This window comes from Nocardia elegans NBRC 108235 (genome assembly GCF_001612845.1).
GTDB classification, from domain to species: Bacteria; Actinomycetota; Actinomycetes; order Mycobacteriales; family Mycobacteriaceae; genus Nocardia; species Nocardia nova.
Map to the genome: position 1 here is coordinate 281,063 of NZ_BDBF01000001.1, position 17,319 is coordinate 298,381.

The window sequence follows — 17,319 nt, forward strand, 5'->3', positions numbered from 1 at the left end:
ATGCGGCGCCGTTGGCCTACCTCAGTCGCGCAGCGCCCTCTCGCGCAGCTGTTTGAGCGTTCTGGTCAGGATCCGCGAGACCTGCATCTGGGAACAGCCGAGTTCGTGCGCGATCTGTTCCTGCGTCATTCCGCCGAAGAAACGCATGGTCAGCACGTACCGCTCCTTCTCCGGCAGGGCGTCGATGAGCGGCTTCACGGTCAGAGTGTCATCGATCGCCCCGAAGGTCGGATCGACGTCGCCCAGCGTGTCGAGGATCGCATTCCCGGAGCGGCTGTCGTCCTCGGAGGTCGGCGTGTCCAGCGACTGGGTCTGGTAGGCGTTGCGGGCGATCAGTGCCTGCGTCACCTCACCCAGATCGGCGTCCATCTCCTCGGCGATCTCGCGCGCCCGCGGCATCCGGCCCAGCCGTTGCGACAGCGACTCCACGGTCGGGCCCAGCGCGGTCTGGATCTCCTTGATCCGCCGGGGCACGCGCAGCGCCCAGGTGTGATCGCGGAAGTGGCGGCGCACCTCGCCCATCACCGTCGGCACCGCGAAGGCCAGGAACGGCGACCCCTGCGAAGGATCGAACCGGTCGACGGCCGCGACCAGGCCGACCCGGGCGATCTGCAGGAGATCCTCGAAGTTCTCGCCGCGCCCGCTGAACTTGCGCGCGATGTGCTCGGCCAGCGGCAGGCAGCGGTTGATGATCCGTTCGCGCAGCCGGTCGCGCTCCGGATCGCCCTCGGGCAGGGCGGCGAGCTCGACGAACAGCGGTGCGACGTCGTCGTAACCGTCGGGGTGGCGGGCGGTGCCGGTACCGTTCTCAGTCGACATCTGTTCCGCCACGTGCCCAGCGGAACTCGACGACGGTCGGGTGCCCGCCCACGGCTGCGTCGTAGTCCGAACTCTCGGTCTTCACCCACTGGGTCAGAGTCGAGACGATGTGCCAGCCGAAGCTGTTGGTGTCCGGGCCACCCGCGGTCGTGGTGACGGCGGCGACGCGCACGTCCATGGTGTTCTCGCTCGCGGTGAATGTGCAATCGATCACGGAACCGGCGGCCGCGTCCACGATCAGCGCGCTGACCACCTCGTCGACGGCGAGACGGATATCGGTGGCCTCGTCGATACCGAAATCGGCGACCAGAGCGACGGTTTCGGTGAGCGCCCGGACCATCATCAATTGCGCCGCATCGGCCGGTACCTGGAATCCGACCGCAGTGGTCCCCGCGTCCGGGGACACTTTCTCGACCATGCCCATTCGTTGCTCCCAAATATCGTGCCGCGAAACGATTTCACAGCGTACGCGAGCGCCCGCCGGACGCCCTCCGATCGCGGTGACGGCCCCCGTTCGGATCGCGCCGAAACGGGTATGTTGGTCAGCGGCGAATCGTCGCCACGCCGCGGACAGCGGCGCAGATCGGAATACGCCGGAGGTATCGAAGTGGCGAAATGCGGTACGAATCGCCTCGCGCTGGGGTCGGCCCGATGAGCGGCGAGCGGGTGTCACCCCTGCTGCGCACCGAGCAGCGCACGGAAGGTTCGGCCGTGGTCGTGACCGTGGCCGGTGAGGTGGACATGAATTCCGCGCCGGAGCTGCAATCGGCTCTCGACCGGGCGCTGCAGGCCGAGCCCACCGCCGTGGTGCTGGATATGACCGAGGTCGGTTTCCTCGGATCGGCCGGGCTGAGCGTGCTGCTGGCCACCTCCCAGTCCACCGCGACGGGCGGTCTGCGCGTGGTCGCGTCGCCCGCGGTGCGCCGCCCGATCGAGGTGACCGCGCTGGACGCGTTGCTGCGCCTGTTCCCGACCGTCGCGGACGCGCTGGCCGCGCCGGAGCAGACCACCTCGGCCTGATCCGGCGCCCGCCCGGCGCGTTCCTCGCCGCCGACGTCATCGCTGTCGTGGCAACCGGACGACCTGAACGAAGAATTCGTCGATGTGCTTGATCGCGGCGATGAATTGATCCAGGTCGACCGGTTTGGTCACATAGGCGTTCGCGTGCAGCCGATAACTGCGCAGAATGTCCTCTTCGGCTGCCGACGTGGTGAGTACCACCACCGGAATATGGCTGAGGTCCGGATCGGATTTGATTTTTTCCAGAACCTGGCGGCCGTCGTATTTCGGCAGGTTCAGATCGAGCAGAATCAGATCGGGCCGCGGCGCCTGCGCGAATTCCCCCTGCCGGTAGAGGAAGTCGAGCGCTTCCTGACCGTCGCGGGCGACGTGCAGCGTATTGCCGATCTTGTTGTCCTCGAACGCCTCCCGGGTCATCAGCTCGTCGCCGGGGTCGTCCTCCACGAGCAGGATGTCGATGGGCTGGCTCACCGGTGCGGTCATGCGTCGGCTCCTTCGGATACGGGTTCGAGCGGTGCGAGCGTGGCGGCCTGGGTCGCCAGGGTGAAACGGAACCGGGCGCCGCCGGTGTATTCGGTGTCGATCCACAGATTGCCACCGTGGTACTCGACGATCTTCTTGCACAGCGCCAGGCCGATGCCGGTGCCGCTGTAGTCCTCCCGGTTGTGCAGGCGCTGGAAGATCACGAAGATCTTGTCCGCGAATTCCGGCGGGATGCCGATGCCGTTGTCGGACACCGAGAATTGCCATTCGTCCAGGTGATCGCCCGGCTCGCACTCGATGCGCACGACCGGCGCGGTACCGGGGGTGTGGAATTTCACGGCATTGCCGATGAGGTTCTGCCACAACATCGTCAGCAGCGTCGGCTGGCCCGCGACTTCCGGCAACTGCTCCGGACGCTCGATCACCGCGCCGGATTCCTCGATCGCGCCGGACAGATTGTCCAGCGCCGAATTCAGCGTCGAGTCCAGGGCGACGAGCTCGTTGCCCTCGATCACCCGGCCCACGCGCGAGAAGGTCAGCAGATCGTTGATCAGCCGCTGCATCCGCTTGGCGCCGTCGACGGCGTAGTCGATGTACTGTTTGGCCCGCTCGTCGAGCTGATCGCCGTAACGCTTCTCCAGCAACTGACAGAACGCGGCGACCTTGCGCAGCGGCTCCTGCAGGTCGTGGGAGGCAACGTAGGCGAACTGCTCGAGTTCGGCGTTCGAGCGGCGCAGTTGGACCGTCTGGCGATCCAGATCGTCGGCCTGCCGGGCGAGTTGCACCTCCTGCGCCCGCGAGGACCCCAGTTCGGAGACGATGCGCACGCGCATCTCCTCGACCGCGTCGGCGACCGTGGCCAGGTCGGCCGGGCCGTGCGCCTCGATGTGATGATCGAATTCGCCGGCCGAGACCCGCCGGGACGCCTCGGTGAGCTCGTCGAGCGGGCGAGCGACCAGCCGCCGGATCAGCACGGTCAGTGCCAGGCCGGTGAGCAGGATGAGGACCACCACCGCGATCAGCACGCTGTCGCGCACGGTGCGCGCGTGATCGAGGTCGCGGCGGTCCTCGGCGATCGCGGCCGCCGAATCCGCGTTCTGCGCGGCGAACTTCTTGCGCAACTCGTCGAACAGCGCCTTGCCGCGGGTGACCAGGGCGGCGGATTCGGCCGGCGATACATTGCCCGCCGCCGCGATCATCGGCTGCACGTATTCGGAACGCCAGCGCTGGGCGGCGGCCTCGACGGCGTCCAGATCGTCGAGCAGTGTGGTGCGGCCGGCGGCCAGCTCACGCAGGCGGCCCGCGGCGGTGGCCTCGTCGGCGACACCCTGGTTGTAGGGCTGCATGAACTGCTCATCGGCCGAGATCGCGTAGCCACGCAGGCCGGTTTCCTGGTTGACCAGGGCGGCCTGCAGCCGATAGGCCTCGGTCGCGGCCGGCTGGGCGCGATCGAGCAGCCGGTCTTCGATGGCGTCGGTATGGGCGATCACTTGCGCGGCGGCGATCGCACCGGCGATCACCACCACGAGCATCAGGGCGAGGACCAGCTGAAACCACATCTGTGCGGTGAGCCGGCCGACGATCCCCGCGCGGGGTCGGACGTCGTTCACCGGACCCACTCACCCCCGTGCCAGCGCAGATAGACGATCGCCAGATCGTCGTCGAGTCCGCCGGCCGGGGCGGCCGCGGATTCGACCTGGCCCAGCAACTCGTCCAGATAACGGGCGGGCTGTTCGACCGACACCCCCTTTGCCATCGCCAGCAGACCATCCTCACCGAGCCAGTCACCCGCACCGGTACGCACCTCGAACAGGCCGTCGGTGAACAGCACCAGCCCGGTACCGGCCGGCACGGTCACCTCGGTGACCGGCCAGTCCGCCCGGCCCGGCATGAAGCCGAGGGCCGGTCCGCCGGGCACCTCCAGCCATTCGGTGCCGGTCGGCGAGTGGACGAGCATGCCGGGGTGACCGGCCCGGATCACCTCGACGGCGCCGCGACCGGGCGGGGCGTACAGCGTGGTGAGGGTGGCGAAGGTCTGTGGTCCGGTGCGTTCGGCGACCAGCACCTCCTCCAGCAGTTGCAACTGCCGATGCCCGGTGATGCCGCTGAATACCAGTGTGCGCCAAGCCAATCGCAGACCCACGCCGATCGCGGCCTCGTCCGGGCCGTGGCCGGCCACATCGCCGATCAGCGCATGCACCGTGCCGTCGGCCTCCTGGACGACGTCGTAGAAATCGCCGCCGAGCAGCGAATGCGCGCGTCCGGGCCGATACCGCGAGACCACGTCGACGATCGGCGCACCGCGCAGCAGCGGCTTGGGGAGCAGCCCACGTTCCAGGCGGGCGTTCTCCTGGGCGCGCATGGTGCTCGCGCGCAGCGCCGCGGTGGTGCGCTCGGCTTGTTTGCGCTGAATCGCATAGCGCACGGCCCGGCCGAACCACTCCGGCTCGACCCGGCCCTTCACCAGATAGTCCTGCGCGCCGGCCGCCATCGCGGCCAGGCCGGTCTGTTCCTCGTCCAGGCCGGTCATCACCACGACCGCGACCTGATCGGTGTACTCGCGCAACTGCGCGAGCGCGTCCAAGCCGTGGGAGTCGGGCAGGTTCAGATCGAGCAGCACACAGTCGGGCAGGCCCGCGGCCAGCCACGCACCCGCTTCGGCGAGCGAGCGCACATGTTCCAGGCGCACACCGGGCGCACCGTCGGCAACGAGTTCCTCGACCAGCAGGGCATCACCGGGGTCGTCCTCGACCAGCAGGATCGTCTGCCCGAGCGGGGAGGCGGTGCCCAGCGGCGTGACGCCGTCGAGGGGCGGGCGCACAGTGGAACCGCGGCCGTCGTCTCGAACGGATGCGGACGTGGGACCCTCGGACGAGTGGCCCGCGGAACGGCCGGATACATCGCGAAACCGCGGGGACTGTTCCATCACCGCGGCCGGGCGGGGCCGCGGGGTCGCGTCGCCGATGCGACGAGGTCGCACGATGTCGGCCCGCAGCGCACCGGCTGCATCGGACCGCGACGAGGGAACAGCAACCGTGCCTGGGACGGCACGCTTCGACAATGCTGCCTCCGATCAACGAAGTGGCGGCCCGAGCGCACGCCGACTTGCTCAGCGGCCCGTTTTTCGACCGTGAGGCTTGCCGATCCTATCGGACCCCGGCCGACCACGCTGCGCGCACCATGGGGCAGGCCACGATCAGGACGTCGCGTCGGCACCTGCCCGAGATCGGAGGAGAGGCTGGTGCACCGCGGTTTTCGCTAGGAGAGGCGCCCCCGCGCGGATGGCGTCCGAGGTGCGCCGAAGGCGCAATTTCGCCGTCCACACCGCGACCACCGCCGCGTGCACCGCAATGACGATCAGTGATACCGAGCCGATCACCATGAGCAACGCAACCACGACTGATCCCGGTCCTCTCCGAGTTGGATGTCCTGTGTACCGACGGAAAGATGCCCCGAAACCCTCATACCAAACAGAAAACGTGCGCGGGGCACGTCACGTCCCGTCCGACCTGGTGTAACAACCGACCGCAATGCAGCGGATACTGTGGAACGTGAGTACGGAACAGTCGCCACGCATCGCGCCGCTCGATCCCCTGACGAGCGTGCTCGGCGCCCAGTCCTGCGATCACGTCGGCTGGTTCCGATTCTGGTTCGCCGATCAGCGCTGGGAATGGTCGGATGAAGTGGCGCAGATGTACGGGTATCAGGGCGCCGATACCGAACCCACCACCGAACTGCTCATATCGCACAAGCATCCGGACGACCGCGAGGAACTGGCGGCCAGCATCGCGACCTCGGTGAAAACCGGCGACCCGATCTGTGGCCAGCACCGCATCGTCGACGCCGACGGGGCAACCCACGAAATCATCGTCGTCGGCGAACAACTCACCGACGACGACGGCACGGTGGTCGGGGCCAGCGGATATTTCGTCGACGTCACCGAGACGATCGCCGAGGAGCGCAACGACGCGCTGTCGGAGGTCCTGCCCGAGGTGATCGAGTCCCGCGCGGTGATCGAACAGGCCAAGGGCGCGCTGACGCTGGCCTACGGCATCAGTCCCGAACAGGCGTTCCGGGTGCTGAGCTGGCGTTCGCAGGAGACCAACACCAAGCTGCGGGATCTTGCCGCGCAGTTCGTGCAGGAGTTCCGCCGCCTGAACGGGGAGAACACCACCCTGCGCAGCCGGGTCGACCACATCGTCCTGACCGCCCACCGCCTGATCCCGCACGACTGAGCGCCGGTCGGGGCGGTCAGGAGGCCGCTTCGGCGACGACGATCTCGCGAGTCGGGCCGGTGCCGACGGCCGTGGCGTGGGCGTCGATGCGCACCTCGGTGCGGCCGCGGATGGCGCGATCGCAGCGCTCGGCCAGGTCGTGGCGGTCGGTGCCCGGTTCCTCGATCGGCAGCAGGACGAGTTCGGCGACGATGCCCTTGGCGCGCAGGACGCGACGGGCCGAGTCGAGGAAGGTGTCCACGCCGACGAAGCCGGGGACCGTCGACGTCTCGCCGGCGCCGTTCAGATAGCGCAGCCGGATCGGCTGTACCGGCGTAGCGGTGTCGACCGCGGCCTGGAACAGCGCGGGTCGCATCCGGCCGTGCGCCCGGCCACACCAGGTCGTGCCCTCGGGGAACAGGCCGACCCGCTCCCCCGCCGCCAGCCGTGCCGACATCGCCGCGATCACCTCGGGCAGCTGCCGCAACCGATCCCGATCGATCGGGATCACTCGCATGAGCCGGGCCAGCTGCCCCAGCACCGGCCACGACACCAGATCGCCGCGGGCCACGAAGCCCATCGGCGAGACCGCCGCCAACGCCAGCACATCGGACCATCCGACGTGCGCGGCCACCACCAGCAGGCCGCGCCCGGAATCACCCGCGGCGCCATCGCCGCGCACCGCACTCTCGACTCGCACCGCGCCCTCGTCGACCGCGCCCCGCTCGTCGACGACGCGCAAAGCGATTCCGCAGCAGCGCAAGACGGCCCGTGCGTACCGGCGATGCAAGGCCGTCCGCCGGGCAGCCGGCGTCACCACGTTCACCACCGGAAACGCCACCAGCAACCCCACCACACCCGCGATCCGCGCCACACTCCGCACCGCGCCCGCGGTGTCGGGCACGGCCACACAGCCGGCGCCGCACGGGCTCGCGGGCATCCATGCGTGGATCGCCGGTTCCGCCACGGGCCGAGGATCGAACGGCGTCTCCGCTGCCGTGCCGGCGGGCGCGGCCGCGGTCCGGCCGACAGTGTCCGCGCCGCTTCGGAAATCGGTTGTCTCGGTCATCGTGCTCCTCCGCCCGTATCACGGGCCCGCGCGGCATCGGCGTCCGACGCGCGAGCGTCTGTGCCTTCCGACGCGCGAGCGTCCATGGCTCCCGCGGCGCTCTGCAGGCGTTCCAGGTAGCGGGTGTTGATCGTTTCCAGGCCGAGGAGGGCGACGAAATCCGCGACGCCGAAATCCGGGTCGTGGGCCGGTTCACCGCAGATCTCGGCGCCCAGGCGCAGATAACCGCGCAGCAGCGGGGGAAGTTTCGGCCGGGCCGGGGCGGCCAGTTCGTCGAGCCCGCGGCCGTCGACCACGACCGGGCGGTACGGGCGCACGCGGCGGGCCGGATCACCGGCGTGCTTGCTCAGCAACAGATCCCGGACCGCGGCCACGTTCGCGCCGGGCGGATCGGCGGGGGTGTCGCGCATCGGCACCGAGACGCAGCCCATCACCCAGTCGTAGCCGGTGAGCTGGATGTAGTGCAGGATTCCGGCCCACATCAGCGTCAGCACCGAGCCGTTGCGATGGTCCGGAACCACGCAGGCGCGGCCCATTTCGACGATCCGGCGCCCTTCGGGATCCATGGCGCTCAGATCGAATTCGGTGGCCGTGTAGTACCCGCCGGCGGCGCGCACCTTGTCCGGCGGCAGCATCCGGTAGCAGCCGACGAATTCGCCGGAGGCCTCGTCGCGGACCAGCAGATGATCGCAGTGCTCGTCGAACCGGTCGGCGTCCAGGCCCTCGGCGCTGAAGGGAATGTCGAATCCGGGTTCGCCGGCGAACACCCGGTAGCGCAGCCGCTGCGCGGCCCGGCGATGGTCGAGATCGGAGGACACAACCAGGGAGTACTGTGGCGCCGCCACCCCTGGGCCTGTCGTGCGGGTCGGGTTCAGCACGGACGATGGCGTCATGGTGTCGATGAAGCCAGGCCGATTCGGCGAGGCGGCGACGTTCGAGTGTCGAGCGAATGCCAGTCCGGTGAACGAGATCCCCGTCACACCGAACGTTCACTGCGTCGTTCCCCCGAGTTGGCCCACACGCCCGAAACCGCCACGTCGGACGCACCGGCGCGGCGGTAACGAGCAGCGGTCAGGCGTTCTCGCGGGCGAAGCTGCGGGCGCCGACCACCATCAGCAGTACGGCCACCGCCACCGTCAGCCCGGCGCCGAGATAGACCTCGGTGACCGCGAAATCACCGCGGAACAATGCCCGCGCGGCCTCGACGGTGTGCTGGAACGGATTGATGTCGGCGATGATCCGCAGCCAGTGCGGCGCCAGGCTCATCGGCAGCAGGATGCCCGACAGCAGCATCAGCGGCACCGAGACGCTGTTGAGCACCGACGCCAAGGTGTCCTCCGAACGCGCCCACAGCGCCAGCGCATACGACCCCGAGGCCAGTCCGGCCGCCATCACCGAAATCAGCAGCACCGAGGCGATCAGCCCGAAAGCGCTGGGCCGCAACGAGAATGCCGCCATCGCGACCGCGACCAGGACCAGCGCCTGCACGATCAGCACGACCATATCCTTGAGCACCCGGCCCACCAGCAGTGCGCCGCGGTGGGCCGGGGTGACGCGCTGGCGTTCGATCACGCCGGCCCGCAGTTCCTGCACCATCGCGAATCCCGCGAACATGGAACCGAACAGTCCGACCTGGATGACCAGGGCGGGAGTCAGCACCTTCCAGGGATCGGTATCGGCGCCCAGCGCGGGTGCGATCGCCTTCACCAGCGGACCGAACAACACCAGATACAGCACAGGCTGACTCAGTCCGATGATCACCCACACCGGGTTGCGCAGCTGAGTGCGCAGTTGCGACCAGAACACCAGCCCGGTCTCCCGCAGAAAACTCATTGTCCCTCCCGCAGCGAACGCCCGGTGACGGTGAGGAACACGTCGTCGAGGCTCGGTCGTTTCACGGTCAGCGCACCGGGCACGATGCCGTGCTCGTCCAGTGCGCGCAGCAGCGGCACCACGGCGGCATCGCCGCGCGCCACCGTCAGATGCACCAGTCCGTCGGCGCGCAGCTTCGAGCGCAACTCCAGCACCGAGTCGGCGATCTCGATCGCGAGATCGGCCTGTGCGTCGGCGATGTCGAGGCTGATCACATCGCCGGAGATCCGCTGTTTCAGCTCGTCCGGCGTGCCGGAGGCGACGATGCCGCCGTGATCCATGACCAGGATCCGGTCGCACAGCGCGTCGGCTTCCTCCAGGTAGTGCGTGGTGAGCACGATCGTCGTGCCCTCGGACCGCAACCGCCGCACATGTTCCCAGAGGTTCGCGCGGCTCTGCGGGTCCAGCCCGGTGGTCGGCTCGTCCAGGTAGACCAGTCGCGGACGATGCACCAGGCCGAGCGCGATATCGACGCGGCGGCGCTGCCCGCCGGACAGCTCGCGGCAGCGCCGACGGCCGAGTCCGTCCAGTTCCAGCGTCCGCAGGAGGTGTTCGGCACTCGCCGTCGCCTCGGCCTTGCTCAGCCCGAAAAGCCTTGCCTGCAGGACCAATTGGTCGATCACCAGCTCGTCGTCGTTGGTCATGCCGCCCTGGGCGACGTACCCGATGCGAGCCCGCACCTCGCGCGGCGCCTCGCGGAGATCGGCGTCGGCGATCCGCGCCTGGCCCGCGGTCGGCGCGAGCAGCGTCGCGATCATCCGCAGGGTGGTGGTCTTACCGGCGCCGTTGGGACCGAGCAGTCCCACGATCTCGCCCTCGCGGACCTCGAAGTCCAAGCCGTTCACGGCCTGCACCGGTCCCGTTTTCGTCGTGAACGTCCGTGCCAGCCCCCGCACTCGGATCGCCGAGGTGCGGGTGCGGTCACGAACGGTAGCCGTCGTTTCCATACCGCACACGGTAGGAACGACGGCTAAAATAGTCAAGCTTTACTATTCAGTCTTGATCGACTGCTGCCCCGGCATCGTCCCGCGGATGCTCGAACAGGGTGTACGGCGCCGAGGACCAGACATCCAGCTCGCCGTTCTCGATGCGCTGCAAGGTTTTTCGCGACCACTCCAAGTCGGCGCGGGTATGGGCGGCGGCCAGCGCGATCGCGTCGGCCACGTGATACGGCTCGGTTTCGGTCGGATCGCCGCTGCCGGACAGGATCCGCTGCTCCTCCCGCTCGAAATAGCCCAGATCGGCCTCGAACTTCAGAATGCGGCTGCGCAACGCCGCGATCACATCGCCGCGTGGCGCGAACGGGAACAGCGCCACGGCGGCGTGATACGGATGTTTCGGCTGCTCGGCCGACCACAGACCCTCCCGGATCAGATCGGCGAGCACCTTCTCCCCCTCCGACGTCAGCCGATAGGAGGTCCGTTCCGGGCGCGCGCCGTCCTGGCCCACGCCCTCGACGGCGATGAGCCCGTCGCGCTGCAGGGTGTTCAGCGCACCGTAGACCGATCCGGGTTTGACGTTGGCCCAGTCGTCGGCATGCCAGGACAGCAGCTCACGCCGCACGTCGTAACCGTGCACGGGTTGCAGCAGCCGCACCAGGGCCAGCACCAGCAGTCGAGTCGTCGGAACAGCCATACCGAAAATTCTGCCCCCGCCGCCCGGTACTCGCCGCCGCGACCCGGCCGATCACAGCGGGTTGTTCGGATCCCGTTCCGGCAGTGGGCGTTCGGTGATCACCGGGCGGCCCAGCGGATTGCGGACCCGGCGCTTGGCGGCCTGATAGACCTGAATCGTCTCCGCGGCCACCACATCCCAGGCGAAATCGGCGGTCAGCCGCGCATGGGCCGCGTACGCCCGCTGCTGCGCCGCGATCGGATCGTCGAGGACGGCCGTCACCGCCTCGACCAGTCCGGTCACATCCGCTGGTTCGAACGAAGCGCCGGTGACTCCGTCGACGACCAGCTCACCGAGCCCACCGGCGGTGGAGGTCACCAGCGGCGTTCCGGCCGCGGCGGCCTCGAGGGCGACGATGCCGAACGGCTCGTAGCGGCTGGGCAGCACGATCGCGTCGGCGCCGTGCAGCCAGCCCAGCAGTTCGGCGTGGTCCAGGCGGCCGGCGAAATTCACCGCGCGGGCCACCCGATGGACCCGCGCGCGCTCGCGCAGCCATTCGAACTGCGTGCCCACCCCCGCGATGGTCAGCGTGGCGCCGGGATGGGCGCGACGGATCCGCGGCAGTGCGGCGATCGCGTCCTGCACGCCCTTCTCGTATTCGAGCCGGCCCACGTACAGCAGCCGCGGCGGACCCGAACGCGGCGCGCGGTCGCGAAATGTCCACGCCCCCACGTCGATTCCGTTGCGGATCACCGTCACCGGCACCAGTTCGGGGCCGTAGAGCTTTTCCACCTCGTCCTGCATCGAGGTCGAACAGGTGATGAGGGCATCGGATTCGCGGGCCAGCCACCACTCGACCGAATGGACCTGCTTGTTGACCCGGCCCGAAACCCAGCCGCTGTGGCGGCCCGCCTCGGTGGCATGAATGGTCGAGACCAGCGGCACGTCGTAGTACTCGGCCAGGGCGATCGCCGAATGCGCGACCAGCCAGTCGTGGGCGTGCACCACATCCGGCGTCCAGCCCTCGGCGATACCCGGTTTGCTCAACGCGATACCGGCGCGGACCATCGCATGCCCCATGGCGAGGGTCCAGGCGAGCATGTCCTCGCCGAAGTCGAAGGCGGGCGGATCCTCGGCGACCGCGACCACCAGCACCCGATCCTCGATGAAGGTGTGGGTGGGGTGCGTCGTGGCGTCGGTGCCCATCGGCCGGCGCGCCAGCACCACGACCTCGTGACCGGCGGCCGCCAGTTCGACGGCCAGATGATGGACGTGCCGGCCCAGCCCACCGACAACTACCGGTGGGTACTCCCACGACACCATCAAGATCTTCATGCCGGTCCTTCTGTTGCTCCCGCCGAGCGGTGACCGACTGCGGGGATGTCCGTACCTCGTGCGTCGAGTCGGCGCGCGTCGAGAGCGGGGAAGAATCCGTCGGCCGCGTACCATCCTGCCGCCAACTGCCGTGCTTTGGCGAGTTGGCCCGCGGTGACGGCCCCGGCGATCTCGCGGACGGCGTGCGCGTGCTGATGCGCGCGGTCGCGGGCATAGCCGGCCGCGGAGTCCTTGCTGACCATGAACGCCCAGTCGCTGGAGACGGCCAGAATCGCCTCGCGCAGCAGCTGATCGGCGACCGGATCACGCAGACCGTCGGACTGCGCGGCCATCTTGTCCAGGGTGTCCAGGGCCGCACGCACGATCTCGGCGTTGAGTTCGACCAGGTCGCGGACCTGATCGCCGGCCCACACCCGCCAGTCCTTACCCGAACCCCACGAGGAATCGGCCAGTTCGACGGGTTCGCCGACGAATCCGTCCGCCCGCGCGTCGGCGAGGGTGCCGACGGTGACCCCGGCCTCGGGCAAGGCGCGCAGCACCTGTTCCAGCCACTGCGGCCCCTCGTGCCACCAGTGGCCGAACAGTTCGGTGTCGAAGGCCGCCACCACCAGCGCCGGCCGGCCGATCCGCTCGGATTCGGTGATCAGCCGTTCGCGCACGGTCGCCACGAAATCGGCGACATCGCGTTCGATCGCCGCCGCGGCGGCCGCGGGATCGTAGGGCGCCTTGTCCGGACCCGCGACCTGCTTGCCGGTGACGCGGGCCGGTTTGAGACCGGTCTCGTGGTCGTAGTGATGGAAGTCGCGGTAGTGGGCTTGGCCCGGATATCCGGATTTCGGCGACCACACCCGGTAGCTGACCTGCAGATCCCGCCCGAACGCGACCACATCGCTGTCCCAGACGGGCCGGCCGAGGGTGGTGTCGCCTCGCAGCGCCGGACCGTCGACCATGAAATGCGTCACACCCGCTGCGGCATAGCCGGTTTCCATCCCCGGTGTGAAGCCACATTCCGGCGCCCAGATCCCCGCCGGGGTGCGCCCCCAGCGATGCCGCGCGTCGGCCAGGCCTTCGCGCAACTGGAAGTCACGCAGGCGCGCATCGAGCAGCGGCTGGAACGGATGCGCCAGCGGACCGCCCAGCAGTTCGATCGCCTCGGCGTCGATCAGCTCCCGCCACACCGGCGAACCGCCGTGCCGCCACCGCTGCTCGAAATCGGCGAGGGCCTCGGCGGCCAGTGCGTGTTCGTAGCCGCCCAGCTCACGCTTGCCGGCCATCGATGCCTCGTCGGCACGCATCTGCCAGTTCCCCAGCCAGTGGTGCATGGCCGCCAGCGCGTGCGGATCGTCGAGCTGGGCGGCCAGCACCGGCGTGATGCCGAAGCTGAGCAGATGCGAACGGCCTTCCGCGGCAAGGGTTCTCAGCACCCGGGCGACCGGCAGATAGGACGCCGCCCACGATTGATACAACCATTCCTCACCCACCGGCCAGCGGCCGTGATGGACCAGCCACGGCAGATGAGAATGCAGGACCAGACTGAACCGGCCCGGCACCGCCCGCGAATCGCTCACGGCTTCACCGCGATGGCGACCAGATCGAGGCTGGCATCGATCTCCGGATCCCACACCGGGACGGCCGAACCGGGGGCCGGGCGCAGTTCGAAATCGCCGGTGCGCACACCGGCCACCGCCGCGGTCAGTTCGGCGGGCCAGGGTTCCCCGGCCAGCGCCCGCTCGATCTGCGCGTCGATGAACGAGCCGCCCCACTGTTCGTCGAGAGCGACCAGCGCCGGGCCGTGATGGACCCCGGCCATGACGTCGACGCGGAATCCGGCCTGCTCCAGCAGTTCCGCGAGTTCGGCGGCGTTCAGCTCTCGAGTGTGGAAGGGGTTCAAGGGCGTATCGCGACCGGGCGAGAAGGTGATCCGGTTCGGCGTGCTGATCAGCAGCTGCCCGCCGGGGCGCAGCACCCGCAGGCATTCGCGCAGGAATTGGCCCTGGTCCCAGAGATGTTCGATGACCTGGAAGTTCACCACCACATCGACCGAGGCGTCGTCGAGCGGCAGGTCGGCGAGATTGCCCTGGATCATCTCGACCCGGGGGTAGGCCGCGCGCACATGCTCCACCGCGCTGGTGTCGTAGTCCAGGCCGATCACCCGGGCGGCGACGTCGGCGATCATGTTCGCGCCGTAGCCCTCACCGGAGCCCGCCTCCAGAACCGTTGCCCCGGCGCATCGTTCGAGCAGGCGCGCGTAGACGATCTCGTGTCGGCGGAACCAGTAGTTCTCCTCCGCGATACCCGGCACGGTCCGTTCGCCGGTCAGTGGCAGCGACTCCACCCCGGCAGACTCCCCGCTCACCGGGGAGACGACAGCCTCACTCATTGGATCGACGTTAGCGGTTGCCTGTATCACACCGGCGCCCGGACCGGCCATGGAGAACATCACACCCTAAGTTACCCGTGAGTAACTTAATGTAGGGTAATCTCCCGGACGGAGCTTTAGATGTGACGGAGCTTTTCACGTGGACGTACGGCCACCCGATCGTGCGACCCCACCTCACGTGCCACCAGAACAGGAGGTCGACGAAGACCAATGCCGAACATCGTCGTACTGATCAAGCAGGTTCCCGACACCTGGTCCGAGCGCAAGCTCAGCGATGGTGACTACACCCTCGACCGGGAGGCCGCCGACGCGATCCTGGACGAGATCAACGAGCGTGCCGTCGAAGAGGCTCTGCTGATCAAGGAAGCCCAGGGCGGCGAGGTCACCGTGCTCGCCATGGGCCCCGAGCGCGCCACCGAGGCCATCCGCAAGGCGCTGTCCATGGGTGCCGACAAGGCCATCCACGTCAAGGACGACGCCATCCACGGCTCCGACGCCGTGCAGACCGCGTGGGTGCTCGCCGGTGCGCTGGGCCAGATCGAAGGCATCGAGCTCGTCATCGCCGGTAACGAGGCCACCGACGGCCGCGCCGGCGCCGTGCCGGCCATCATCGCCGAGTACCTGGGCATCCCGCAGCTCACCCACCTGCGCAAGCTGACCGTCGACGGCGACAAGATCTCCGGCGAGCGCGAGACCGACGAGGGCGTGTTCAAGCTCGAGGCGAACCTGCCCGCCATCGTCTCGGTCACCGAGAAGATCAACGAGCCCCGCTTCCCCTCCTTCAAGGGCATCATGGCCGCGAAGAAGAAGGAAGTGCAGACGTTCACCCTGGCCGACCTGGGCATCGACCCGTCGACCGTCGGCGTGGGCAATGCCGGCACCGCAGTCTCCGGTGTCACCCCGAAGCCGCCGCGCACCGCGGGCGAGAAGGTCGTCGACGAGGGCGAGGGCGGCAACCAGGTCGCGCAGTACCTCATCGGCCAGAAGATCATCTGAGCCCACCGAGCGCAATCACCACAGACTTCAGGAGAAGCAACATGGCAGAAGTACTCGTGCTCGTCGAGCACGCCGAAGGTGCCCCCAAGAAGGTCACCACCGAACTCCTCACCGCCGCCCGCACGCTGGGCACCCCGGCCGCGGTCGTGCTGGGTGCGCCCGGTACCGCCGACAAGCTGGCCGACGCGCTGACCTCGGCCGGTGCCGAGAAGATCTACGTCGCCGAGTCCGACGACGTCGAGGGCTTCCTGGTCACCCCGAAGGTCGACGTGCTCGCCGGTCTGGTCGAGTCGGCGTCGCCGGCCGCCGTGCTGGTCGCCGCGTCCGCCGAGGGCAAGGAGGTGTCGGGTCGCCTGGCCGCCCGCATCGGCTCCGGCCTGCTGGTCGACGTCATCGACGTCAAGTCCGACGGCACCGCGGTCCACTCCATCTTCGGTGGCGCGTTCACCGTGGACGCCAAGGCCACCGGCGACGTGCCGGTGATCTCGGTGCGCCCGGGCGCGATCGAGGCGGCTCCGCAGGCCGGCGCCGGCGAGAAGGTGACCGTCGAGGTTCCGGCTCAGGAAGAGGGCGTCACCAAGGTGACCTCCCGCGAGCCCGTCGTCGGTGGCGACCGTCCGGAACTCACCGAGGCCACCATCGTGGTCTCCGGTGGTCGCGGCGTCGGCAGCGAGGACAACTTCCACAAGGTCGTCGAGCCGCTGGCCGACGCGCTGGGTGCCGCGGTCGGCGCCTCGCGTGCCGCCGTCGACTCGGGCTACTACCCGGGCCAGTTCCAGGTCGGCCAGACCGGTAAGACCGTGTCGCCGCAGCTGTATGTGGCCCTGGGCATTTCGGGCGCGATCCAGCACCGCGCCGGCATGCAGACCTCGAAGACCATCGTCGCCGTCAACAAGGACGAAGAGGCGCCGATCTTCGAGATCAGCGACTACGGCATCGTGGGCGACCTGTTCAACGTCGCGCCGCAGCTGACCGAGGCGGTCAAGACCCACAAGGGCTGATCGAGACCCCTGCAGGGAGTACGGCTCGCCGAATCGGTACCTCGCGGTATCGGTTCGGCGAGCCGTCTGCGTTCCGTTCGCGCTGCTCGGTCCGCGATGCTCAGTCCGGTGGCCGCGGCGTCTGGTTCCCGCCGACGGTGATGCCGATGACGGTCGGTATGCACAGCGCCAGCCCCCACGGCACCGCGACCCAGAACGGCCAGAAGTACCCGGCGCCGGTGGCCAGCCAGATCACGACGCACAGGATGTTGACGAAGATCCACGGCGTCCACATGATCAGCACCCACGGCGGCACCCGCCCGGGCCGCGCGGCACCCGCCCGATCCCGCACCGCGGGCAGATCCGACAGGATCGGCGACAACTCCCCGTAGGTACGCGCGGCGTAGACCTGCTGGACCCGATCGTCGAATTCGGCGAGATTCAATCGACCCTCGTTCATCGCCGTGCGCAACCGCTCGACGATCTTCTCCCGGTCCGCGTCCGAGGCCCGCACGTGCTCGTTTCCCACGGCCCAAG

Annotated in this window: 18 protein-coding genes; 4 read left to right on the plus strand and 14 right to left on the minus strand. The window is 68.8% G+C overall.

What is annotated here, in order from left to right; translation table 11 throughout:
* Nucleotides 1–21 precede the first annotated feature (21 nt).
* Both NE2_RS01315 and NE2_RS01320 read right to left on the minus strand, forming a co-directional pair.
* Nucleotides 22–819 carry an RNA polymerase sigma factor SigF gene (locus NE2_RS01315; protein WP_063023336.1) on the minus strand — a complete coding sequence of 266 codons (798 nt, stop codon included), beginning with the start codon at nt 817–819 and terminating at the stop codon, nt 22–24.
* Nucleotides 809–1,237, minus strand: a complete 429-nt coding sequence (locus tag NE2_RS01320) for an ATP-binding protein (RefSeq protein WP_063909243.1) — start codon at nt 1,235–1,237, stop codon at nt 809–811. Before NE2_RS01320 ends, NE2_RS01315 begins: the two co-directional genes overlap by 11 nt.
* 233 nt (nt 1,238–1,470) lie before the next feature.
* Here NE2_RS01320 and NE2_RS01330 point away from each other — a divergent pair, with 233 nt between their 5' ends.
* Entirely contained in the window at nt 1,471–1,839 is a 369-nt protein-coding gene (locus NE2_RS01330) for an STAS domain-containing protein (RefSeq protein WP_062963217.1), read from the plus strand.
* Between the two features lie 36 nt (nt 1,840–1,875).
* Here NE2_RS01330 and NE2_RS01335 read toward each other — a convergent pair whose 3' ends face one another.
* From NE2_RS01335 to NE2_RS01345, 3 genes are read right to left on the minus strand one after another with little or no spacing between them, the layout of a single operon-like run.
* On the minus strand, nt 1,876–2,322 hold the full coding sequence (locus NE2_RS01335) for a response regulator (protein ID WP_036504039.1): 447 nt from the start codon (nt 2,320–2,322) through the stop codon (nt 1,876–1,878).
* Nucleotides 2,319–3,881, minus strand: a complete 1,563-nt coding sequence (locus NE2_RS01340; RefSeq protein WP_063023338.1) for a sensor histidine kinase — start codon at nt 3,879–3,881, stop codon at nt 2,319–2,321. Before NE2_RS01340 ends, NE2_RS01335 begins: the two co-directional genes overlap by 4 nt.
* Nucleotides 3,882–3,928: 47 nt before the next feature.
* On the minus strand, nt 3,929–5,143 hold the full coding sequence (locus tag NE2_RS01345; RefSeq protein ID WP_233429605.1) for a PP2C family protein-serine/threonine phosphatase: 1,215 nt from the start codon (nt 5,141–5,143) through the stop codon (nt 3,929–3,931).
* A 730-nt stretch (nt 5,144–5,873) separates the two neighbouring features.
* Between NE2_RS01345 and NE2_RS01355 the strand changes: the two genes are divergently transcribed.
* Nucleotides 5,874–6,557 (plus strand): PAS and ANTAR domain-containing protein, encoded by a 684-nt coding sequence (locus tag NE2_RS01355; RefSeq protein WP_233429606.1) that lies wholly within the window; start codon nt 5,874–5,876, stop codon nt 6,555–6,557.
* Between the two features lie 16 nt (nt 6,558–6,573).
* On the opposite strand, the gene NE2_RS01360 is transcribed toward NE2_RS01355, so the two are convergent.
* From NE2_RS01360 to NE2_RS01395, 8 genes are all read right to left on the minus strand, one after another.
* Nucleotides 6,574–7,605, minus strand: a complete 1,032-nt coding sequence (locus NE2_RS01360) for a lysophospholipid acyltransferase family protein (RefSeq protein WP_233429607.1) — start codon at nt 7,603–7,605, stop codon at nt 6,574–6,576.
* On the minus strand, nt 7,602–8,498 hold the full coding sequence (locus tag NE2_RS01365) for a GNAT family N-acetyltransferase (RefSeq protein ID WP_084493691.1): 897 nt from the start codon (nt 8,496–8,498) through the stop codon (nt 7,602–7,604). The genes NE2_RS01360 and NE2_RS01365 overlap by 4 nt, the downstream gene beginning before the upstream one ends.
* Nucleotides 8,499–8,676: 178 nt before the next feature.
* Nucleotides 8,677–9,438: an ABC transporter permease gene (locus tag NE2_RS01370; protein ID WP_063023064.1), complete on the minus strand. Its 762-nt coding sequence runs from the start codon at nt 9,436–9,438 to the stop codon at nt 8,677–8,679.
* Nucleotides 9,435–10,424: an ABC transporter ATP-binding protein gene (locus NE2_RS01375; RefSeq protein ID WP_063023066.1), complete on the minus strand. Its 990-nt coding sequence runs from the start codon at nt 10,422–10,424 to the stop codon at nt 9,435–9,437. The genes NE2_RS01370 and NE2_RS01375 overlap by 4 nt, the downstream gene beginning before the upstream one ends.
* Nucleotides 10,425–10,470: 46 nt before the next feature.
* Entirely contained in the window at nt 10,471–11,112 is a 642-nt protein-coding gene (locus NE2_RS01380; RefSeq protein WP_063014434.1) for a PadR family transcriptional regulator, read from the minus strand.
* A gap of 51 nt (nt 11,113–11,163) precedes the next feature.
* Nucleotides 11,164–12,426, minus strand: coding sequence for a glycosyltransferase family 4 protein (locus NE2_RS01385; RefSeq protein WP_030515700.1), 1,263 nt, complete (start codon nt 12,424–12,426; stop codon nt 11,164–11,166).
* Complete coding sequence (locus tag NE2_RS01390) at nt 12,423–13,994, minus strand: 1,4-alpha-glucan branching protein domain-containing protein (RefSeq protein WP_063023068.1); 1,572 nt, start codon at nt 13,992–13,994, stop codon at nt 12,423–12,425. Before NE2_RS01390 ends, NE2_RS01385 begins: the two co-directional genes overlap by 4 nt.
* A complete protein-coding gene (locus tag NE2_RS01395; RefSeq protein WP_063023070.1) occupies nt 13,991–14,806 on the minus strand; it encodes a class I SAM-dependent methyltransferase in 816 nt (271 codons plus the stop codon). Before NE2_RS01395 ends, NE2_RS01390 begins: the two co-directional genes overlap by 4 nt.
* A 210-nt stretch (nt 14,807–15,016) precedes the next feature.
* Between NE2_RS01395 and NE2_RS01400 the strand changes: the two genes are divergently transcribed.
* Both NE2_RS01400 and NE2_RS01405 read left to right on the plus strand, forming a co-directional pair.
* On the plus strand, nt 15,017–15,802 hold the full coding sequence (locus NE2_RS01400) for an electron transfer flavoprotein subunit beta/FixA family protein (RefSeq protein WP_030515697.1): 786 nt from the start codon (nt 15,017–15,019) through the stop codon (nt 15,800–15,802).
* Nucleotides 15,803–15,843: 41 nt separating this feature from the next.
* The gene (locus tag NE2_RS01405; protein WP_030515696.1) at nt 15,844–16,803 is read left to right on the plus strand and encodes an electron transfer flavoprotein subunit alpha/FixB family protein; all 960 of its coding nucleotides are present in this window, start codon (nt 15,844–15,846) and stop codon (nt 16,801–16,803) included.
* Nucleotides 16,804–16,903: 100 nt separating this feature from the next.
* On the opposite strand, the gene NE2_RS01410 is transcribed toward NE2_RS01405, so the two are convergent.
* Complete coding sequence (locus NE2_RS01410) at nt 16,904–17,311, minus strand: DUF1707 domain-containing protein (protein WP_063023072.1); 408 nt, start codon at nt 17,309–17,311, stop codon at nt 16,904–16,906.
* Between the last annotated feature and the right edge of the window lie 8 nt (nt 17,312–17,319).

Bases quoted from the DNA above. Each gene is read 5' to 3' on its own strand.
- NE2_RS01315 (WP_063023336.1), bottom strand. From the start codon at position 819: ATGTCGACTGAGAACGGTACCGGCACCGCCCGCCACCCCGACGGTTAC.
- NE2_RS01320 (WP_063909243.1), bottom strand. From the start codon at position 1,237: ATGGTCGAGAAAGTGTCCCCGGACGCGGGGACCACTGCGGTCGGATTC.
- NE2_RS01330 (WP_062963217.1), top strand. From the start codon at position 1,471: ATGAGCGGCGAGCGGGTGTCACCCCTGCTGCGCACCGAGCAGCGCACG.
- NE2_RS01335 (WP_036504039.1), bottom strand. From the start codon at position 2,322: ATGACCGCACCGGTGAGCCAGCCCATCGACATCCTGCTCGTGGAGGAC.
- NE2_RS01340 (WP_063023338.1), bottom strand. From the start codon at position 3,881: ATGTGGTTTCAGCTGGTCCTCGCCCTGATGCTCGTGGTGGTGATCGCC.
- NE2_RS01360 (WP_233429607.1), bottom strand. From the start codon at position 7,605: ATGACCGAGACAACCGATTTCCGAAGCGGCGCGGACACTGTCGGCCGG.
- NE2_RS01365 (WP_084493691.1), bottom strand. From the start codon at position 8,498: ATGACGCCATCGTCCGTGCTGAACCCGACCCGCACGACAGGCCCAGGG.
- NE2_RS01370 (WP_063023064.1), bottom strand. From the start codon at position 9,438: ATGAGTTTTCTGCGGGAGACCGGGCTGGTGTTCTGGTCGCAACTGCGC.
- NE2_RS01375 (WP_063023066.1), bottom strand. From the start codon at position 10,424: ATGGAAACGACGGCTACCGTTCGTGACCGCACCCGCACCTCGGCGATC.
- NE2_RS01380 (WP_063014434.1), bottom strand. From the start codon at position 11,112: ATGGCTGTTCCGACGACTCGACTGCTGGTGCTGGCCCTGGTGCGGCTG.
- NE2_RS01385 (WP_030515700.1), bottom strand. From the start codon at position 12,426: ATGAAGATCTTGATGGTGTCGTGGGAGTACCCACCGGTAGTTGTCGGT.
- NE2_RS01395 (WP_063023070.1), bottom strand. From the start codon at position 14,806: ATGAGTGAGGCTGTCGTCTCCCCGGTGAGCGGGGAGTCTGCCGGGGTG.
- NE2_RS01400 (WP_030515697.1), top strand. From the start codon at position 15,017: ATGCCGAACATCGTCGTACTGATCAAGCAGGTTCCCGACACCTGGTCC.
- NE2_RS01405 (WP_030515696.1), top strand. From the start codon at position 15,844: ATGGCAGAAGTACTCGTGCTCGTCGAGCACGCCGAAGGTGCCCCCAAG.